Annotated in this window: 16 protein-coding genes; 12 read left to right on the plus strand and 4 right to left on the minus strand. The window is 63.1% G+C overall.

What is annotated here, in order from left to right:
- The first annotated feature begins 172 nt into the window (after nt 1-172).
- The 4 genes from mmsA to DY201_RS09595 all read left to right on the plus strand — a co-directional run bounded on the left by mmsA (nt 173) and on the right by DY201_RS09595 (nt 4,856).
- A complete protein-coding gene (gene mmsA / locus DY201_RS09580; RefSeq protein ID WP_115731001.1) occupies nt 173-1,711 on the plus strand; it encodes a multiple monosaccharide ABC transporter ATP-binding protein in 1,539 nt (512 codons plus the stop codon).
- A complete protein-coding gene (gene mmsB, locus DY201_RS09585) occupies nt 1,708-2,922 on the plus strand; it encodes a multiple monosaccharide ABC transporter permease (protein WP_115731002.1) in 1,215 nt (404 codons plus the stop codon). The genes mmsA and mmsB overlap by 4 nt, the downstream gene beginning before the upstream one ends.
- 157 nt (nt 2,923-3,079) lie before the next feature.
- Nucleotides 3,080-4,075 (plus strand): AraD1 family protein, encoded by a 996-nt coding sequence (gene araD1 / locus DY201_RS09590; RefSeq protein WP_115731003.1) that lies wholly within the window; start codon nt 3,080-3,082, stop codon nt 4,073-4,075.
- 10 nt (nt 4,076-4,085) lie between these two features.
- On the plus strand, nt 4,086-4,856 hold the full coding sequence (locus DY201_RS09595) for an SDR family NAD(P)-dependent oxidoreductase (RefSeq protein ID WP_115733695.1): 771 nt from the start codon (nt 4,086-4,088) through the stop codon (nt 4,854-4,856).
- A gap of 4 nt (nt 4,857-4,860) precedes the next feature.
- On the opposite strand, the gene DY201_RS09600 is transcribed toward DY201_RS09595, so the two are convergent.
- The 4 genes from DY201_RS09600 to DY201_RS09615 all read right to left on the minus strand — a co-directional run bounded on the left by DY201_RS09600 (nt 4,861) and on the right by DY201_RS09615 (nt 8,644).
- A complete protein-coding gene (locus tag DY201_RS09600; protein ID WP_115731004.1) occupies nt 4,861-5,880 on the minus strand; it encodes an aldose epimerase family protein in 1,020 nt (339 codons plus the stop codon).
- A gap of 98 nt (nt 5,881-5,978) precedes the next feature.
- Entirely contained in the window at nt 5,979-7,211 is a 1,233-nt protein-coding gene (locus tag DY201_RS09605; RefSeq protein ID WP_115731005.1) for an NAD(P)/FAD-dependent oxidoreductase, read from the minus strand.
- 5 nt (nt 7,212-7,216) lie between these two features.
- Nucleotides 7,217-7,531, minus strand: coding sequence for a MocE family 2Fe-2S type ferredoxin (locus DY201_RS09610; RefSeq protein ID WP_067958664.1), 315 nt, complete (start codon nt 7,529-7,531; stop codon nt 7,217-7,219).
- 24 nt (nt 7,532-7,555) lie between these two features.
- Nucleotides 7,556-8,644, minus strand: coding sequence for a fatty acid desaturase family protein (locus DY201_RS09615; protein WP_115731006.1), 1,089 nt, complete (start codon nt 8,642-8,644; stop codon nt 7,556-7,558).
- A 161-nt stretch (nt 8,645-8,805) separates the two neighbouring features.
- Between DY201_RS09615 and DY201_RS09620 the strand changes: the two genes are divergently transcribed.
- The 8 genes from DY201_RS09620 (at nt 8,806) to iolD (ending at nt 19,956) form a co-directional block, all read left to right on the plus strand.
- On the plus strand, nt 8,806-9,837 hold the full coding sequence (locus tag DY201_RS09620) for a LacI family DNA-binding transcriptional regulator (RefSeq protein WP_115731007.1): 1,032 nt from the start codon (nt 8,806-8,808) through the stop codon (nt 9,835-9,837).
- 151 nt (nt 9,838-9,988) lie between these two features.
- Complete coding sequence (locus DY201_RS09625) at nt 9,989-10,804, plus strand: TIM barrel protein (RefSeq protein WP_115731008.1); 816 nt, start codon at nt 9,989-9,991, stop codon at nt 10,802-10,804.
- Nucleotides 10,805-11,124: 320 nt separating this feature from the next.
- Nucleotides 11,125-12,063, plus strand: a complete 939-nt coding sequence (locus tag DY201_RS09630) for a substrate-binding domain-containing protein (protein WP_115731009.1) — start codon at nt 11,125-11,127, stop codon at nt 12,061-12,063.
- A gap of 96 nt (nt 12,064-12,159) precedes the next feature.
- The gene (locus DY201_RS09635; RefSeq protein WP_245431944.1) at nt 12,160-13,698 is read left to right on the plus strand and encodes a sugar ABC transporter ATP-binding protein; all 1,539 of its coding nucleotides are present in this window, start codon (nt 12,160-12,162) and stop codon (nt 13,696-13,698) included.
- 31 nt (nt 13,699-13,729) lie between these two features.
- Nucleotides 13,730-14,773 (plus strand): ABC transporter permease, encoded by a 1,044-nt coding sequence (locus DY201_RS09640; RefSeq protein WP_115731011.1) that lies wholly within the window; start codon nt 13,730-13,732, stop codon nt 14,771-14,773.
- Between the two features lie 155 nt (nt 14,774-14,928).
- Entirely contained in the window at nt 14,929-15,918 is a 990-nt protein-coding gene (gene iolG, locus DY201_RS09645) for an inositol 2-dehydrogenase (protein WP_115731012.1), read from the plus strand.
- Nucleotides 15,919-16,115: 197 nt separating this feature from the next.
- A complete protein-coding gene (locus DY201_RS09650) occupies nt 16,116-18,044 on the plus strand; it encodes a bifunctional 5-dehydro-2-deoxygluconokinase/5-dehydro-2-deoxyphosphogluconate aldolase (protein WP_115731013.1) in 1,929 nt (642 codons plus the stop codon).
- Between the two features lie 61 nt (nt 18,045-18,105).
- Entirely contained in the window at nt 18,106-19,956 is a 1,851-nt protein-coding gene (gene iolD / locus DY201_RS09655; RefSeq protein WP_115733696.1) for a 3D-(3,5/4)-trihydroxycyclohexane-1,2-dione acylhydrolase (decyclizing), read from the plus strand.
- Nucleotides 19,957-19,975: the final 19 nt, after the last annotated feature.

The following is a 19,975-nucleotide window of genomic DNA, read 5'->3' on the forward strand; positions in this document are numbered from 1 at the left end:
ACCCGCTTGGCGGGCTTCCGGCCTCAACGCCGAAGGCAGCCAATGCCGGGCGCGGGCGCGTGTCGCAACGCGCGCAAGGAGGGGGTGGAGCTCCGTTCCAAAGAGAGTACGCTACCTCCGTATCCGGGTGCATTTTCCTGGAGAGGCGGGGCGCCACTTCGAGCGAGGGACCATGAGTGACGACATCATTCTGGAAATGCGCGACATCACCAAGACCTTCCCAGGCGTCAAGGCGCTCGAGAACGTCAATCTCAAGGTGAGGCGCGGCGACATTCACGCCATCTGCGGCGAGAACGGTGCCGGCAAGTCGACGCTGATGAAGGTCCTCTCGGGCGTTTACCCGTTCGGCAGCTATTCCGGCGACATCCGCTACGAAGGCAACGAATGCCGCTTCAACGGCATCCATGATTCCGAAAAACGCGGCATCGTCATCATCCACCAGGAGCTTGCGCTGGTGCCGATGCTGTCGATCGCCGAGAACATGTTCCTGGGCAACGAGCAGGCGACCAATGGCATCATCAACTGGGACAAGGTCCGCCGCCGCGCTGCCGAGCTGCTGAAGAAGGTCGGCCTGCGCGAGGACCCCGATACGCTGATCACCAACATCGGCACCGGCAAGCAGCAACTGGTGGAAATCGCCAAGGCGCTGGCCAAGGACGTTCGGCTGTTGATCCTCGACGAGCCGACCGCCTCGCTGTCGGAGAAGGACAGCCAGTCGCTGCTCGACCTGCTGGTCGAGTTCAAGGCGCAAGGCATGACCTCGATCATGATTTCGCACAAGCTCAACGAGATCAAGCGCATCGCCGATCAGATCACCATCATCCGCGACGGCCAGTCGATCGAGACGATGGACAAGGCCGACATCACCGAGGACCGCATCGTCACCTCCATGGTCGGCCGCAGCCTCGAGAACCGTTACCCGCACCGCGAGCCTGTGATCGGCGAGACCATCTTCGAGGTGAAGAACTGGTCGGTCCATCATCCGCTGCATCCGGAGCGGCAGATCATCAAGAACGTCAACCTCTCGGTGCGCAAGGGCGAAGTCGTCGGCATCGCCGGATTGATGGGGGCGGGGCGTACCGAGTTGGCGATGAGCGTCTTCGGCAGGTCCTATGGCACAAACATCACCGGCGACGTGCTGTTGCATGGCAAGCCGGCCGATACCTCGACGGTCGGCAAGGCGGTCAAGGCAGGCCTCGCTTACGCCACCGAGGACCGCAAGGTCTACGGGCTCAACCTGATCGACCACATCAAGCACAACGTGACCGTCGCCAACCTGCCGGCCGTGTCGTCACGATCGGGTGTGATCGACGACAATGTCGAAGTCCGGGCCGCCAACGAATACCGAAAGAAGACGAACATCCGCTCGTCCAGCGTATACCAGATCACCGGCAACCTTTCCGGCGGCAACCAGCAGAAGGTGGTGCTGTCAAAGTGGCTGTTTGCCAATCCAGACGTGCTGATCCTCGACGAGCCGACGCGCGGCATCGATGTCGGAGCCAAATATGAAATCTACACGATCATCAACAAGCTCGCCGACGAGGGCAAAGGCATATTGGTAATCTCGTCGGAGATGCCGGAACTGCTCGGCATCTGCGACCGCATCTATGTGCTCAACGAGGGGCGGATCGTCGGCGAGATGAAGGCCAGCGAGGCGAGCCAGGAAAAGATTATGCGGGCGATCGTCCGCGGTGAGGAGAAAGCAGCATGAGCACGGAGACAGCTGTTCCCACGGTCAATTCCGCAAAGGCTACGGCGCAGGACGCGATCAAGGCCAATCTGCGCGAATACGGGCTGGTGCTGGCGCTTATCGCCATCATGATCTTCTTCCAGTTCACCACCAACGGCGTGCTGTTCAAGCCGGTCAACCTGACCAACCTGATCCTGCAGAACTCCTACATCATCGTCATGGCGCTCGGCATGCTGCTGGTGATCGTCGCTGGGCACATCGACCTGTCGGTCGGCTCTGTGGCTGGGTTTATCGGCGCGGTGGCCGCGGTGCTGATGGTGGATTTCGGCATCAACCCGTTTCTTGCCGGGCTGATGTGCATATGCGTCGGCGCCGTCATCGGTGGTGTGCAGGGCTACTTCATCGCCTACATGAAGATCCCGTCCTTCATTGTCACGCTTGCCGGCATGCTGGTGTTCAAGGGGCTGGCACTGTGGCTGCTCGGCGGACGCTCGGTCGGACCGTTCCAGCCGGAATTCCAGATGTTGTCGGCCGGTTTCATTCCCGACCCGATCGGCCCGTGGACCATTGGCGGGGTCAAACTGCATGCGACCACCATCGTCATCGCCCTGCTGATCGTGGCGGGCATGCTCTATGCCGCGCTCAAGAGCCGGCGCAACCGCGAGAGCCACGGTTATGACGCCGAGCCGTTCGGTTTCTTCGTGCTGAAGAACGCCGTCATGGCCGGTATCGTGCTCTTCCTTCTCTACATGCTGGCATCCTATCGCGGCCTGCCCAACGTGCTTGTCGTCATGGGCGTGCTCATCGCCGCGTTCGTTTTCGTGACCAAGCGCATGACCTTTGGCCGGCGCATCTATGCGATGGGTGGCAATGTCAAGGCGGCTGCACTCTCGGGTATCCACACCGAGCGACTGACATTCTACATCTTCGCCATCATGGGCGCGTTGGCAGCCCTTGCCGGCCTGATCTTTGCTGCCCGCCTCAACATGGCGACGCCAAAGGCAGGTGCCGGCATGGAACTCGACGTCATTGCTGCGGTGTTTATCGGCGGTGCTTCTGCGTTGGGTGGCGTCGGCCAGGTGGCGGGCGCGGTCATCGGCGCCTTCATCATGGGCGTGATGAACAACGGCATGTCGATCATGGGCATCAACATCGACTGGCAGCAGGTGATCAAGGGCCTGGTGCTGCTCGGGGCTGTCGCCTTCGACCTCTACAACAAGAAGAAGGCCTAGGCCGCGGGGAGCGACCGGCTGCGGCACCCGGAGGAGCGGGCCCGCAATCTCGAAGACAACAAGTCAGGCGCGCGGCGCAACTGCGTGGCGCGATGGGAAGGTTTTGCCGGGCGCCGGAAAAGAGGCCGGCCCGGGGCGAGACGAAAGGAGTGCAGGAATGTTGATGTCCCAGATAGTCCTGGCCGACGGCAAGAGCCGGGTGGCCATGAGGGAGGGCGGGACCGCGCGGCTGGTCAACGACGCCAAATCGATCTACGCGCTGGCGCTGGAGGCAGTCCGTGCCGGAACGACGCTTGCGACCATCGTCGCCGACCGCGGCCTTGGCGAGGCAGTCGATCTGGAGGCAGCAATTCGCGCCGGCCAGGTGCTATCGCCGGTCAGGCATCCCGATCCGGCGCATCTGCATCTGACCGGCACCGGGCTTACCCATCTCGGCTCGGCGGCGACGCGTGACAGCATGCACAAGAAGCTGGACGCCAGCGGCGAGGACGCGCTGACCGATTCCATGAAGATGTTCCGAATGGGGCTGGAGAGCGGCAGGCCAGCGCGAGGCCAGGCAGGCGTGCAGCCGGAATGGTTCTACAAGGGCAACGGCAACATGGTTGTCGATCCCGGCAAGCCGCTGGTGTCGCCGCATTTCGCGCTCGATGCCGGCGAGGAGCCGGAGATTGCCGGGATCTATCTCATCGGTGACGATGGCACGCCCTACCGCATCGGTTTTGCGCTCGCCAACGAGTTCTCCGACCACGTGACCGAGCGGATCAACTATCTTTATCTCGCCCATTCGAAGCTGAGGAACGCCTCGTTCGGCCCGGAGATACTGGTCGGTGAACTGCCTGCCGACATCAAAGGCACGTCGCGCATCATCCGCGCCGGCAAGACGATCTGGGAAAAGCCATTCCTGTCGGGCGAAGCCAACATGTCCCACACCATAGCCAATCTCGAGCACCACCATTTCAAATATGGCGTGTTCCGCCAGCCTGGCGACGTGCATGTGCACATGTTCGGCACCGCCACCCTGTCCTTCGCCGACGGCGTGAAGGCCGAACCGGGCGACGTGTTCGAGATCGAAGCGGCAGAGTTCGGACTGGCGCTGCGCAATCCGCTGAAGCAGGCGCGCGCTGCGGCGCCGGTTGCGGTCAGGACATTGTGAGGTGATGGCGATGAATGACATCACAATGGCGACATATCCGAGCCTGGTCGGCCGGGCGGTGCTTGTCTCCGGCGGTGCGACAGGGATCGGCGAGGCACTGGTGCGCAGCTTCGTTGCCCAGGGCGCGAAGGTCGGGTTCGTCGATCTCGCCGAAACAGAGGGCAGGGCGCTTGCCGAAGAACTGGCGAGCCTCGGCGCCTCGATTGCCTTCCGCGCCTGCGACATCACCGACATCGCGGCCTATCGCGCGGCTATCGCCGGGATCGAGGCATTGCACGGCCCGACCTTAGCGCTGGTCAACAACGCGGCCAATGACACTCGGCACGATTGGCGCGATGTGACGCCCGAGTACTTCGATGCCCGTGTCGCGGTCAATCTGCGGCACTCGTTCTTCGCCATCCAGGCGGTGGCGCCGGGCATGATTGCCGCCGGCGGCGGCGCAATCGTCAATCTCGGTTCGATCGGCTGGATGAAGGCATCGGGCGGCTATCCTGCCTATGCCGCTTCCAAAGCTGCCGTGCACGGCATGACGCGATCCTTCGCCCGCGATCTGGGCAAACATGGTATCCGGGTGAATACGCTGGTGCCGGGCTGGGTGATGACCAAACGCCAGCTCGAGCTCTGGGTCGACGATGCCGCCAATGCCGAGATCGACAAGAGCCAGTGCCTGGCTGGGCGCGTCATGCCCGACGACATTGCGCGCATGGCGTTGTTCCTCGCGGCAGACGATTCCAGCATGTGCACGGCGCAGAACTTTGTCGTCGATGGTGGCTGGGTCTAGGAGCCTATTCCACCATCGAGAAGCGATACTCGGTGACCTGCGAATATATCTCGTCAGGCCGCAGCACCGCGCTTGGAAAGTGCGGGTGGTGGATGGCGTCGGGGAAGCGCTGTGGCTCAAGGCACAGCGCACCGTGACGCACGGATGCGATGCCGCCGCGCAAAGGCGGGGCAACCGGGAGGAAGGCACCGTCATAGAACTGTAGCCCGGGCTCGGTCGTCCAGAGGTCGAGCCGGATACCGGAAAGCGGGCCTTCGAGCCGCGCCGCATGCCACGGCTCGGGCGCCGGCTGCATGGCAAGTACCCAGTTGTGGTCATAAGGGCTGTGCGCCTCGTCCACTCCGTTACGGACCGGGCGAAGCTGACGGAAATCGAACGGCGTGCCGTCGACGGCTGGCACCTCGCCGGTCGGGATGTTGTTCGCGTCGACAGGTGTGTAAGCCTCGGCGGCGATCTTCAGACGATGGTCGAGGATCGAGCCGCCACCGTCGAGATTGAAGTAAGCGTGGGTGGCCAGATTGACCAATGTGGGAGCATCGGCACGGGCCCCGAGCGCAATGGTGAGGCGACTGGCGTTGAGCGCATAACGGCACGTGGCGATGACCTTGCCAGGATAACCCTGATCGCCTGCCTGCGAGATCAGCGCCAGCAACACCGAACTGTCGTTTGCGTCGACGACGAGCCAGTTGCGGCGGAAGAACCCGTCGCTGCCGCCATGGAGATGTGTGCGGCCGGCCTCGTTGAGATCGAGCTGGAACATGTTGCCATCGAGCTCGAAGCTGCCGCCGGCGATGCGGTTGGCGCAGCGCCCGGCGATGGCGCCGAAATATCCGCCATGGCTGAGATAACCGTCGAGATCGTCGAAGCCGAGGATGACCGAGCGTGGGCCGTCGGTCGTCGTGACGACGAGATCGGCAAGCGTCGCGCCGAAGGTGAGGACCCTCGCAGCGATGCCCTCGGCGGCGATGTCGATCGCCTGCACCACCGTGCCGTCGGCCAACTGACCGAATTCTTTGATCGGCATTGTCGTTTGCTCCGCGCGGCTCTCGCGCTGAGCGCAGAGTCCTGCAAACCGGCGCGATTCTCAAGCGGCTTTTGCCACGCCGCTCGCGCGTCCTGGTCTTAGGCGGCGAGCAGGCTCTTGAGCTTGACCGAGGGGGCGGCCAGTGCGTCGATGTCGGGGTAGGCCGACCTTGCGATCAACATCTCGGCGAGGCGGATATCGCGCGCCACCGCATTGCCCTGACCGATGCCGCTGGCCGCGACCAGCCGGCCGTCCTGCTTGAGATGGAACAGGATGAAGGCGGCGTCGTCGAGGTCGCGGCGCACTGTGCGTTCACTTTCGTCGGGCAGGCCGGCGATCTGCAGGCTGAGTCCGAGCTGGTCGGACCAGAACCAGGGAACACAGGCATGAACGTCCTCTGCACCCAGCATGTTGCGCGCGGCAAGCGCGCCATGCTCCTGGGCGTTGCGCCAGGCCTCCAGCCGGACGCGGCGGCCGCCATAGACGGCCAGGGGGAAAGAGCAGCAGTCGCCGGCTGCGAAGATGTCAGGGTCGCTGGTGCGTAGCTGCGCGTCGACGGCGATGCCGTTGTTGAGGGTGAGGCCGGCGGTTTCGGCCAGTGTCGTGACGGGCACGGCGCCGATACCGATGATGGCGAGATCGGCCGTAACCTGCAGACCGCTGGCAAGCGTGATAAGGACGCCGCCGGCCCCGTCGTCGATGGTCGCGATGCCGTCGCCGCAGATGATGTCGACACCTTCGGCCTCATGCGCCTCGTGGACGACGGTTGCGATTTCTTCCGGCACGCTGCGCATCAGGATGCGCGGCTGCGCTTCAATGACGGTGACGTCTGCACCGAGCTTGCGGGCGGATGCGGCGAGCTCAAGGCCGATGAAGCCACCGCCGACGATAGCCATCCGGCGGCCGGGGCCGAGATGTGATCGGATGGCGAGCGCATCGTCGAATGTTCGGAGATAGACACAATGCGAGCCGAGCCCGGCAAGCGGCAGCCTTCGAGGGACGGCGCCGGTGGCGATCAAAAGCTTGTCGTAATCGAGATCGGAGCCGTTGGTGAGGCGGACGGAGTGGTTGGCGCGGTCGATCGATGTTGCCGAGGTGGCGCCGAGCAATTCAATTCGATGTTCGGTTAGGCGGGCGGCGTCGGCGATCACCTTGAGGGCGGGCGCATCGGTTGACGTCATCGCTTCCTTGGATAGCGGCGGCCGTTCATAAGGCAGATGCGTTTCCGCGCCGACAAGCGTGATGGCGCCGTCATAGCCGGTTTCCCGCAGGGCGAAGGCTGCGCGTGTACCGCATTCGCCAGCGCCGATGATGATCATTCCCGCCGTCATGTCAGTCAGCCCAGCTGGATGAAGACCTTGCCGGCGTCGATTTTCACCGGATAGGTCCTGAGGTTGACGCAGACGGGTGCGCCGCGCGCGGCACCGGTCTTGTAGTTGAAGCGGCCATTGTGCTTGGGGCATTCGATGATGTCGCCCATGACCAGGCCCTGCGACAGGTGGATCTGCTCGTGGGTGCACAAGCCGTCAGTGGCGAAGAATTCGTCCTCCGGGCTACGGTACAGCGCGAAGGTGCGCCCGGCATGGTCGAAGCGGATCACGTCTTCCTCGTCGATGTCGTCGGCCGCGCAGGCCTCGATCCAGTCGCTCATGTCTCTCTCCTCGGTTTTGAACGGCTATTCGGCAGCCAGCGCCGTCTCGCTATGGAATTCCTCGCGGTAGGGCCGTGCCGTAGGCGGCAGCTCGCGCTTGACGAAGTAGTCCTCATTGCGGAGCTGGCGGACGAAGGCCGGCAGCATCTCGCGGTAGCCTTGCCATATGGAGGAGCTAGGCGCCGGTAGGTCGTGCTTGATCATCTCGTGCAGCTTTGGCAGCGCGTGATACGGCACCATCGGGAACATGTGATGTTCGACGTGATAGTTCATGTTCCAATAGATGAAGCGGCTGATGGGGTTCATCAGCACGGTGCGGCTGTTGAGACGGTGGTCGATGACGTTGTCGGCGAGGCCGCCATGCTGCAGCAGGCCGGTCAGCACGTGATGCCAGGCGCCATAGAGGCGGGGCAGTCCGACAAGCATCAGCGGCAGCCATGAGCCGCGATAGAGCGCGAGCGTAACGGTGACCACATAGATGGCGAGCCAGATGCGGGCGATACGAATGGCTTTTGGCTGTTCGCTCTCGGGAATGAAGGACTTCTCTTCCTTGCCGATCACGCCTGCAGCGTTGCGCACCATGTCGACCATGGCGTGCCACGCATCGAGCAGCCCGAAGAAATTGAGCACGACGCGCAAAAGATCCGGCGGGCGCATGACGGCGATTTCCGGATCGCGACCGACGATGACGGTGTCGGTGTGGTGGCGGGTGTGGCTCCAGCGCCAGGTCACCGGATTGCGCATGATCATGAAGCAGGCGATCTGGTAAACGGCGTCGTTCATCCACGGCGTCTTGAAGGCTGTGCCGTGGCCGCATTCGTGCCAACGCGAGTCGGTGGCCGAGCCGTAGAGCACGCCATAGCAGAGGAAGAAGGGCACGCACCACCAACTGCCCCAGAGCGCCGCACCGGCAGCGCCGAAGGCGACGAGCAGGCCGAGCCAGATCGCCGTGTCGCGGATGGCCGGGCCGTCGGAGCGCTGCATCAGCTCCTTCATCTGCTTGCGCGGAATGTCGGTGTGGTACCACTCGGCAGCGGCGAGGCCGCTTTCGACGGCGCGGCGCGCGCTTTCTCCCACAAAGCTGTAGTCGCGCGCCGAAAGCGTCACGGTCATGGCTCTCTCCCTGGAAGTCGGAAACGGATCCGTGACGGGCGCCGGATATCGTTCACTGGAAGAATGGTAACTCATGATGCGATATTTTCAATCACGTGATGATGGTTTCTATCATTTTCCATCATCTTGAGTTAAGCTGGACGCAAAACCAGGCATTGGACATGAGCAAGCGCCCGACCATCACCGATCTCGCCCAGGCCTCAGGAGTCAGCGTCGCCACCGTCGACCGCGTGCTGAACGGGCGCCTCCCGGTACGTGAGGAAACGCAGCGCCGCGTCTACGAGGCCGCGACATCGATCGGCTACCACGCCGCCGGCCTGATCGCGCAGCGCATGCGCAAAGAGCTGCCGGTGTATCGGCTGGGCTTCGTGCTGCTGCGGCCGAAGGATGTGTTCTATCGCGCCTTCGCCGGCGAGCTCGAAAAGGCGATCGCCCAGGCAACCGGCTTTCGCGGCACTGGTGCCATCGAGTTCGCCGATACGTTTGCGCCGGAAGAGATTCTGGACCGGCTGCGGCGGCTGGCGGCGAACTGCGATGCGGTGGCACTGGTCAGTCCTGACCATCCGACCGTGACGGCGGCGGTCGCCGAACTCAAGGAGCGCGGTATTCCCGTCTTCTCGTTGCTGTCGGATTTCGCTTCGGGCATTCGTGAGGGTTACGTCGGCATCGACAACCTCAAGGTCGGGCGCAGCGCTGCCTGGATGATCTCGAAATGTGCGCGCAGGCCGGGCAAGGTGGCGCTGTTCGTCGGCAGCCACCGCTTCCACGGTCACGAACTGCGGGAGATCGGTTTTCGCGCCTTCTTTCGTGAACACGCCCCCGCGTTCACGCTGCTCGAAACGATCGTCAATCACGAGTCGCATGAGATCACTCATGAGGTCGTCGGAGACCTGCTCCAGCGCCATGACGACCTCGTCGGGTGCTATGTCGCTGGCGGCGGCATCGAAGGCGCGATCTCGGCGCTGCGGCACGCAAGACCCGATCCGCTGCCGGCACTGATCTGCAACGAGATCACCTTGGACACGCGCGCGGCCCTCGCCGACAATCTTGCAGTGATGGTGATCGCAACGCCGCTGGCGTCGTTGTGCCGCGAGCTTGTCGGGTTGATGGTACATGCGATCGAGGAGGGAGCGGCCAATGCTCCCGGGCAGACCTTCCTGCCGTTCGATATCTTCTTGCCGGAAAATATCTGAGCGCACGGCGCCGACTGGTTGCTCGGCCACACGATTCTATCAGCAAATGATAGATTTTCACCATGATTCGGATTGACTATTCCATTTCGCAGGTAGATTGGAATGGAAATATCGAAACTCGTCGCCCGCGCTCCCGGAGGAGAAATTCGGCATGACCAGCAAGCTCACTTTTGCGCTGAACCACATGGTGGCTCCCGGTTTGAAGCCGGCAGCGTTCTTCGCATTGTGCGGCGAACTCGGTCTGAGCGACGTCGAAATCCGCAATGACCTTGCCGGCAACGCCATCATCGACGGCACGCCGGCCGCGGTCATCAAGGCGCAGGCTGCGGAAAATGGAATGTCCATTGCGACCATCAACGCGTTGCAGCGATTCAACGAATGGAATGCCGTGCGCGAGGCCGAGGCGATCGAACTCGCCGACTATGCCCGTGACGTGGGGGCGATGGCGCTGGTTCTGGTGCCGGTCAATGACGGTACAGGCCAGGCCGATGGCGAGCGCCAACGCAATCTCAGGGTGGCGTTGACGGCGTTGAAATCGATCTTCGGCGACCGTGGCCTGCGTGGCCTCGTCGAGCCGCTCGGCTTCGAGATCTGCTCGCTACGCTCCAAGCGTGAGGCGGCCGAAGCCATCGAGGATGTCGACGGTGCGGCCACGTTCCGCATGGTGCATGACACGTTCCATCACCATCTCGCCGGCGAGGCCGACATCTTCCCGGGGATGACCGGGCTGGTGCACATTTCGGGCGTCGACGATCCCACTGTCACGGTATCCGACATGCGCGACCCGCATCGCGTTTTGGTCGATGCGGGCGACCGGCTCGACAATGTCGGTCAGATCCGCGCGCTGGTCTCGGGCGGCTATCAGGGATTGCTCTCCTTCGAGCCGTTTTCGCCTGTCGTGCAGAAGCTCGCCGTGCCGCGCGCAGCACTCGCCGAGAGCATCGAGTTCATCCGCTCGCGGGTCTGACATCGAAGTCTCGCAGCCAAAATCGTTATCCGATCCAGCGCCGTCCGGGCGACCGGGCGGCGCGCTTCGTTGTTTTCTCAAGATTGATCGGCGCGCGATGGAATGTCTCTTGACGTTCGGCCTTAATATGGAATAAGCATTTCATATAGAAAAAACACGGCCCGAATATTCTGAAATCAGGGTCGGCACCATCGGGAGGCGGGCGGCATCGACATCGCAGAGGAGCGATGGTGGCGCCCGTGGATATGAGCCTAAGGCGTGGCCGCAGGCTTCCGGCACAACGGGGTGCAGCCGGGCACCATTCGTGGAGGAGAGTAATCATGAAGAAGTATTTGCTCGGCGTTGCCATTTCCGCACTGATGGCCGGTTCTGCGTTCGCCGGCGACATCGGCGTCAGCATGGCCAATTCGGACACCTTCCTGACTGTCCTGCGCAAGGGCATCGAGAAGTCGGCGGCCGATGCCAGCCAGCCGGTCGTCATCGAAATCGCCGATGACGACGTCAACAAGCAGCTCAGCCAGGTCCAGAACTTCATCGCCGCCAAGGTCGATGCCATCATCGTCAACCCCGTCGACACCTCGGCTACCGGGCCGATGACCAAGCTTGCCAACGACGCCGGCATTCCGATCGTCTATGTCAACCGCGAGCCGATCGACGTCGGCGCGCTGGGTGCGAAGGGCGCTTTCGTCGGCTCCAACGAAGTCGATTCCGGCACGCTGGAAACCAAGGAGGTTTGCCGCATCCTGAAGGAAGCCGGCAAGACCGAAGCGGGCATCCTGATCATGGTCGGCGACCTCGCCAACCAGGCAGCCGTGATGCGCACCAAGGACATCCATGACGTGAATGCCGGCAGCGAATGCGGCGTCAAGCTGAACGTCATCGACGAGCAGACCGCCGGCTGGGATCCGGTCAAGGCACAGGACCTGATGACCAACTGGATCGCCGCCGGCCACAAGCCGGACGCAGTCATTTCCAACAACGACAACATGGCGATCGGCGCCATCAACGCCATGAAGGCGGCCGGTTGGGACATGAAGAGCGTGATCGTGGCCGGCGTTGACGCCACCCAGGAAGCGCTCGCCTACATGAAGGCCGGCGACCTCGACGTGACCGTCTTCCAGAACGCTGCGGCACAAGGCGGCGGTGCAGTCGAAACGGCGATGAAACTTGCCAAGGGCGAAGCAGTAACGTCGCCTGTGTGGGTACCGTTCGAACTGGTGACCCCGGCGAACATGGACCAGTACACGACCAAGAACTGATATGATCTGACCAATGCGCCGTCGGCCAACGGCGGCGCATTTCCCCACAAGGACCACGCCCCGCACGAAAGCCGGGCCGGCCTGGGAGGACCAATCATGCAAAGCACTGGTACGATGGAAGCGGCGCCTGCGGGCGGTGCCGCGATGGATGGCGGCTATCTTCTCGAGGTCGAGAACGTCCGCAAGGAATTTCCTGGTGTCGTCGCCCTCGACAATGTCCAGCTTCGCCTCAAGCGCGGCAGCGTGCATGCGCTGATGGGCGAGAACGGCGCCGGCAAGTCGACGCTGATGAAGATCGTGGCCGGTATCTACACGCCCGATTCCGGCAGCTTCAAGTTGCGTGGCGAAGACATCAAGCTACGTGGGCCGCTCGATGCGCTCGAACATGGCATCGCCATGATCCATCAGGAACTGAACCTGATGGCGCCGATGACGGTGGCCGAGAACATATGGATCAGGCGCGAGCCGACAAGCCGGTTCGGTTTCATCGACCATGGCGAGATGCGGCGCAAGACGGCAGCGCTGTTCAAGCGCCTCAACATTGACATCGATCCTGACATCCAGGTCGGCACGCTCAGCGTCGCCAGCCGCCAGATGGTCGAGATCGCCAAGGCGGTGTCCTACGAATCCGATGTGCTGATCATGGACGAGCCGACGTCGGCGCTGACCGAGCGCGAGGTCGACCATCTGTTCACCATCATCCGTGCCCTGCGCGAACAGGGCAAAGGCATCATCTACATCACCCACAAGATGAACGAGCTGTTCGAAATCGCAGACGAGTTTTCGGTGTTCCGCGACGGCAAGTACATCGCAACCAAGGCATCGACCGAGGTGACCCGCGACGACATCATCCGCATGATGGTGGGCCGCGAGATCACCCAGATGTTCCCCAAGCAAGAGGTGCCCATCGGCGACGTGGTGCTGTCGGCGAAGGGACTGACGCTCAAGGGCGTATTCTCCGACGTGTCCTTCGACGTGCGCTCGGGTGAAATCCTCGGCATCGCCGGCCTCGTCGGCTCCGGCCGCTCGAATATCGCCGAGACGATCTTCGGCGTGACGCCCGCCGACGCCGGCACGATCGAGCTGTTCGGCAAGACGGTGCGCATCGACAGCCCGGCCACGGCCATGAAGCACGGCATGGCTTTCCTGACCGAGGATCGCAAGGAAACAGGTTGCTTCCTCCTGCTCGACATCCAGGAAAACACCCAGATGGCCGTGCTGCAGGCCGGATACGTCAAGAACGGTTTCGTGCAACAGAAGCAGCTTGGCAAGGATTCGGTCGAGATCAGCCAGGCACTCAGGGTCAAGACGCCCGACATGGCTGAGCCGATCATCAATCTGTCCGGCGGTAACCAGCAGAAGGTGCTGATCGCGCGCTGGCTCTTGACCAAGCCGAAAATCCTCATCCTCGACGAGCCGACTCGCGGCATCGATGTCGGGGCCAAGGCCGAGATCCACAGGCTGATCTCGAAGCTCGCTGGGCAGGGGGTGGCGGTCATCATGATCTCGTCGGAGATGCCCGAGGTGCTGGGCATGAGCGACCGCATCATGGTGGTGCATGAGGGTAGGGTCACTGGCTTCCTCGACCGGTCCGAGGCCAACCAGGTGAAAATCATGGAACTCGCGTCGCACTGACGGCGCCAACGAGATCAAGGGTGGAAGAACCATGTCGACCAACGAGATTGCGGGTCCCGCGAACGTCATCGGAAGCAAGAAGCGCTTGCCGCCGGAGGTTTCCATCCTCGGCGTGCTGATCGGCATCGCCATCGTCTTCGAGATTCTCGGCTGGATCTTCGTCGGCGACAGCTTCCTCGCCAACAAGCAGCGCTTGTCGATCATCATCCTGCAGGTGTCGGTGATCGGCATTATCGCGGTCGGCGTGACGCAGGTGATCATCACCGCCGGCGTCGATCTGTCTTCGGGCTCGGTCGTAGGCCTCGCCGCCATGGTGGCGGCAAGCCTGGCGCAGACATCGGCCAATCCACGCGCCGTCTATCCCGCGCTGACCGACATGTCGCCGATCTGGGCGATCCTGGCTGGCCTCGGCGTCGGCCTGCTCGCCGGCATCGTCAACGGCTCGCTGATCGCCCGAACCAAGATTCCGCCCTTCATTGCAACGCTCGGCATGATGGTGTCGGCGCGCGGCCTGGCCAAATGGTATACGCTCGGCCAGCCGGTGGCGCTGCTTGACGACAGCTTCACCTGGTTCGGCAAGAGCTTCAACATTCTGGGCTTTCCGTTGCCGCTGCCGGTCATCGTGTTCCTGCTGGTGGCCGTCATCTTCCACATCGCTTTGGGTTACACCCGCTACGGCAAGTTCACCTATGCCATCGGTGCCAACCCGCAGGCCGCACGCGTCTCGGGTATCAATATCGGTGGGCACCTGATCAAAGTCTACGCCATTGCCGGCCTGCTGTCGGGCCTGGCAGGGGTGATGACGGCAGCGCGTGCGGCTTCAGGCCAGCCGGGCATGGGCGTCGCCTATGAACTCGACGCCATTGCTGCGGCGGTCATCGGCGGCACGTCGCTGTCCGGCGGCGTCGGCCGCATCACCGGCACCGTGATCGGCACGATCATCCTAGGTGTGCTGACGTCGGGCTTCACCTTCCTCAAGGTCGGCGCCTACTATCAGGAAATCATCAAGGGAATCATCATCGTGGCGGCCGTGATCATCGACCAGCACCGCCAGAACAAGCGCAAGAAGGCTTAAAGAGTCCTTCGGAAATGATCAAATCCGAAAACCGGTACCCGCTTTTCGGGATCATGTCAGAATCGGGCCGCCCGGCATCCCGTCGGCGGGCGGTCCCTCCCCAAAGATCAAGATTGCGGGCCCGGACGGTGCGGGCCAAGGAAATGAGGTTTGTCATGACAGTTCGGTTCGGTGTTCTGGGCGCAGGCCGCATCGGCAAGGTCCACGCCAAGGCAGTGGCCTCCAACGCTTCGGCTAAGCTCGTTGCTGTCGCCGACGCCTTCGAAAAGGCGGCGAACGATCTCGCCGGGGCCTATGGCTGCGACGTGCGCACGATCGAGCAGATCGAGGAAGCAACCGACATCGACGCGGTGGTGATCTGCACGCCGACGGACACCCATGCCGACCTGATCGAGCGCTTCGTGCTCGCCGGCAAGGCGGTGTTCTGCGAGAAGCCGATCGATCTCGACGCGAAGCGTGTCGAGCAGTGCCTTGCCGTGGTCGAGAAGGCCGGCGGGACTTTGATGGTCGGCTTCAACAGGCGCTTCGATCCGCATTTCGCAGCCGTGCGCAAGGCGATAGACGACGGCGCCATCGGCAAGGTCGAGCAGGTGGTGATCACATCGCGCGATCCCGGCCCGCCGCCGGCGGAATACATCACGCGTTCGGGCGGCATCTTCCGCGACATGACCATCCATGACTTCGACATGGCGCGGTTCCTGCTCGGCGCCGAACCGGTGGCTGTGACGGCAACGGCGTCGGTGCTGGTCGACAAGAAGATCGGCGAGCTTGGCGATTTCGACAGCGTCAGCGTCATCCTGGAGACCGCGACCGGCCAACAATGCGTCATCACCAATTCACGCCGCGCCACCTATGGCTATGACCAGCGCATCGAGGTTCATGGTTCGGACGGCATGGTGGCGGCGGAGAACCAGCGCGCCGTGTCGATCGAGGTCGCCAACGGCGAAGGCTACACCCGCCCGCCGCTACACGACTTCTTCATGACCCGCTACACCGAAGCCTACGCCGCCGAGATCGCGGCATTTGTCGCGTCAGTGACCAAGGGTGCCAAGATTTCGCCCGACGGCAAGGACGGCCTGATGGCGCTGAAGCTGGCCGATGCGGCGCTGAAGTCTGCCAAGGAAGGCAAGACGATCCGCCTTTGAGCGCTTGGCGCTCGGCCGCCTTGGGGCGCTGGCCGGCATGGTCTTCGGGTCGTGCCTCGTGCCCCAGGCTGGACAGGCATAATCTGTCTATGGAATGAAAGTTCCGGTTGACTGATTATTGGAATTGAAATTTCATTGTATGGCCTGCTTGTGACTCTGCGGGCAGGCCGGCGCGGCGGAGCGACCGGGAGGACAGAATGACCGACCCCAAGAACCAGCCTAACCTCGACGTCATCACCATAGGGCGCGCGTCGGTCGATCTCTATGGCCAGCAGACCGGATCGCGGCTGGAAGACGTGGCGTCCTTTGCCAAGTCTGTCGGCGGCTGTCCCGCCAACATTGCCATCGGTACGGCACGGCTCGGCCTGCGCTCCGCGCTACTGACCCGTGTCGGCGACGAACACATGGGCCGCTACATCCGCGAGCAGATGCTGCGCGAGGGTGTATCTGACGGCGGCATCGTCACAGACAAGGAGCGGCTGACGGCGCTGGTGCTTTTGTCGGTCGAAAACGATAAGACGTTTCCACTGATCTTCTACCGCGAAAACTGCGCCGACATGGCGCTGTCGGAAGCCGACATCGACCACGCTTTCATCAAGTCGGCGCGGGCTATCGTCGTCACCGGTACGCATTTCTCACGACCCAACACCGATGCTGCCCAGCGCAAGGCAATGAAGCTGATCAAGGAAGCCGGCGGCAAGGTGGTGTTCGACATCGACTACCGCCCGAACTTGTGGGGTTTGGCCGGGCATGCGGCGGGCGAAAGCCGTTACATCGCCTCCGACAAGGTGTCGAACCACATCAAGGGGGTGCTGGCGGATTGCGACCTGATCGTCGGTACCGAGGAAGAGGTGATGATCGCCTCCGGCGAGGGCGAACTGCTCTCCGCGCTGAAGACCATCCGCTCGCTGTCCAAGGCGACAATCGTGCTCAAGCGCGGGCCGATGGGCTGCATCGTCTATGACGGGACGATTTCGGATGATCTCGAATCCGGCATCGTCGGCAAGGGCTTTCCGATCGAGGTCTACAACGTGCTCGGCGCGGGTGACGCCTTCATGTCGGGCTTCCTGCGCGGGTGGCTCGGCGGCGAGAGCCTTGCCACCTCGGCGACCTGGGCAAATGCCTGCGGCGCGTTTGCCGTGTCGCGGCTGCTCTGCTCGCCCGAAATTCCGACCTTCGACGAGCTGCAGTTCTTCCTCAAGTATGGCAGCAAGGAACGGGCGCTGCGCAAGGATGAGGCGATCAACCACGTGCATTGGGCGACAACGCGGCGCAACCAGATCCCCTCCATGATGGCGCTGGCCTGCGATCACCGTCTCCAGTTGGAGGATATCGCGGCGCGTACAGGTGCAGATGCTGCACGCATCCGCGATTTCAAGGTGCTGGCGGTGAAGGCGGCGGCCAAGGTGGCCGATGGCCGCGACGGCTATGGCATGCTGATCGACGAGAAGTTCGGCCGCGAGGCGATGTTCGAGTTCGCCCGCCATCCCTTCTCGTGGATGGGGCGGCCGGTGGAACTGCCGGGCTCGCGGCCGCTGCGTTTCGAATTCTCGCAGGACATGGGCTCGCAACTGGTCGAATGGCCGCTCGATCACACCATCAAGTGCCTGTGCTTCTATCACCCCGACGATCCGGCGGAACTCAAGGCCGAGCAGCAGCAGAAGCTGCGCGCGCTGTTCGAGGCGGCGCGCAAGGTTGGCCGCGAATTGTTGATCGAGATCATCGCCGGCAAGCACGGCAAGCTCGACGAAAACACCATTCCGCGCGCGCTGGAGGAACTCTACGCGCTCGGCATCAAGCCGGATTGGTGGAAGCTCGAACCACAAGCGTCGGCCGCTGCGTGGAAGAAGATCGAGGCGGTCATCAACACCAACGACCCCTATTGCCGCGGCGTCGTTCTGCTCGGGCTCGAGGCGCCTCTCGCCGACCTCGAGGTAGCCTTCGCCGCGACTTCGGACGCATCTGTCGTCAAGGGTTTCGCGGTTGGCCGCAGCATCTTTGCCTATGCGGCTGAAGAGTGGATGTCCGGACGCATGGACGACCAGGCGGCGGTCGACGACATGGCCCAGCGTTTCGAACAGCTGACCAAGGCATGGCTTGCGGCGCGGGACCGTCGGGCGGCATAAATCGAAAGACAGCTGAAGGCGGCATCCCTTGGATGCACTGCGGCAGCGGGAGGAGTTGACGATGACCAAGACCGTTCGCCTGACCATGGCGCAGGCGCTGACGCGCTACCTGACGCGCCAGATGACCGTGATCGACGGCAAGATGGTGCCGCTGTTCGGTGGCGTCTGGGCGATCTTCGGCCATGGCAACGTCGCCGGCCTCGGCGAGGCGCTCTACCAGGTGCGCGAGGAACTGCCGACCTATCGTGCCCACAATGAGCAGGCAATGGCGCATGCGGCGATCGCTTTTGCCAAGGCCAACTTCCGGCAGCGCGTGATGGCGGCGACGAGCTCCATCGGGCCGGGAGCGGTCAACATGGTGACGGCGGCGGCACTCGCCCATGTCAACCGATTGCCGGTGCTGCTTTTGCCCGGCGACGTGTTCGCCAACCGCGTGCCAGACCCGGTCCTGCAGCAGGTCGAGGATTTCGGCGACGGCACGGTATCAGCCAATGACTGCTTCCGTCCGGTGTCGCGCTATTTCGACCGCATCACCCGCCCCGAGCAGATCATTCTGGCGCTGGCGCGGGCCATGCAGGTTCTGACCGATCCGGCCGAGTGCGGACCGGTGACGCTTTCCTTGTGCCAGGACGTGCAGGCCGAGGCCTATGATTACCCCGAGAGCTTCTTTGCCGAGCGCGTGTGGACACAACGCCGGCCGCGCCCGGACCGTGACGAACTCGCAACCGCGGCCGAGGTGCTGAAGGTGGCGAAGAAGCCGCTGATCGTTGCCGGCGGCGGCGTGCTCTATTCCCGCGCTTCGGAGGAACTCGATCGGTTCGTCGAGGCCACCGGCATTCCCGTCTGCGAGACGCAGGGCGGCAAGTCGGCCCTGACCGACGAGCATGGGCTCAACATGGCGGCGGTCGGCGTCACCGGCACTGCGGCGGCAAATCGGCTGGCGGAAGAGGCAGACGTGGTGCTGGCGGTCGGCACGCGCCTGCAGGATTTCACCACGGGGTCGTGGTCGCTGTTCAAGAATTCGGGAAAGACCATCATCGGTCTCAACGTCCAGCCCTTTGATGCGGGCAAGCACCGGGCGCTGCCGCTGGTGGCGGACGCGAGGGAAGGGCTCGCCGAGTTGGGCGCCGCGATCGCCGGCTACAAGGCGCCAGCATCGTGGACCGGAAACGCCAAAGCAGGCAAGGCCGAGTGGCACAAGGCTGCGGCCAAGGTGACGGCGGCAACCAATGCGGCGCTTCCTTCGGATGCACAGGTGATCGGTGCGGTGCAGCGGACTCTGGGCAGCGACGTCATTGTGCTGCACGCGGCAGGCGGTCTGCCGGGCGAGATGCACAAGCTGTGGCAGGCCGGCGGACCCGGCTCCTACCATTCCGAATATGGCTTCTCCTGCATGGGCTATGAAATCGCCGGGGGCCTGGGCGCGAAGATGGCGCGACCGGACAAGGAGGTCGTCATCATGATCGGCGACGGCTCCTATCTGATGCTCAACTCGGAGATCGCGACGTCGGTGATGCTTGGTCTCAAGCTCACCATCGTGCTGCTCGACAACCGAGGCTACGGCTGCATCAACCGGCTCCAGATGGCTACCGGTGGTGCGAACTTCAACAACCTGCTGCGCGACAGCCGACATGAGATGCTCCCCGATATCGACTTTGTCGCGCATGCCAAGAGCCTGGGCGCCAATGCCGAGAAGACTTCGTCCATCGCCGATTTCGAGGCGGCGCTTGACCGGGCGCGCAAGAGCGACCGCACGACGGTGGTGCTGATCGACACCGACCCGTTGATCTCGACCGGCGAGGGCGGACACTGGTGGGATGTCGCTGTGCCCGAGGTGAGTGCGCGTGCGGAGGTGAATGCCGCACGCAAGGGGTACGAGGACAAGCTCAAGCTGCAGCGCGTGGGTGACTAGGGGCCAGTGCCGGTGAGTT

It is taken from the genome of Aminobacter aminovorans (genome assembly GCF_900445235.1).
In the GTDB taxonomy this organism is placed as follows: Bacteria; Pseudomonadota; Alphaproteobacteria; order Rhizobiales; family Rhizobiaceae; genus Aminobacter; species Aminobacter aminovorans.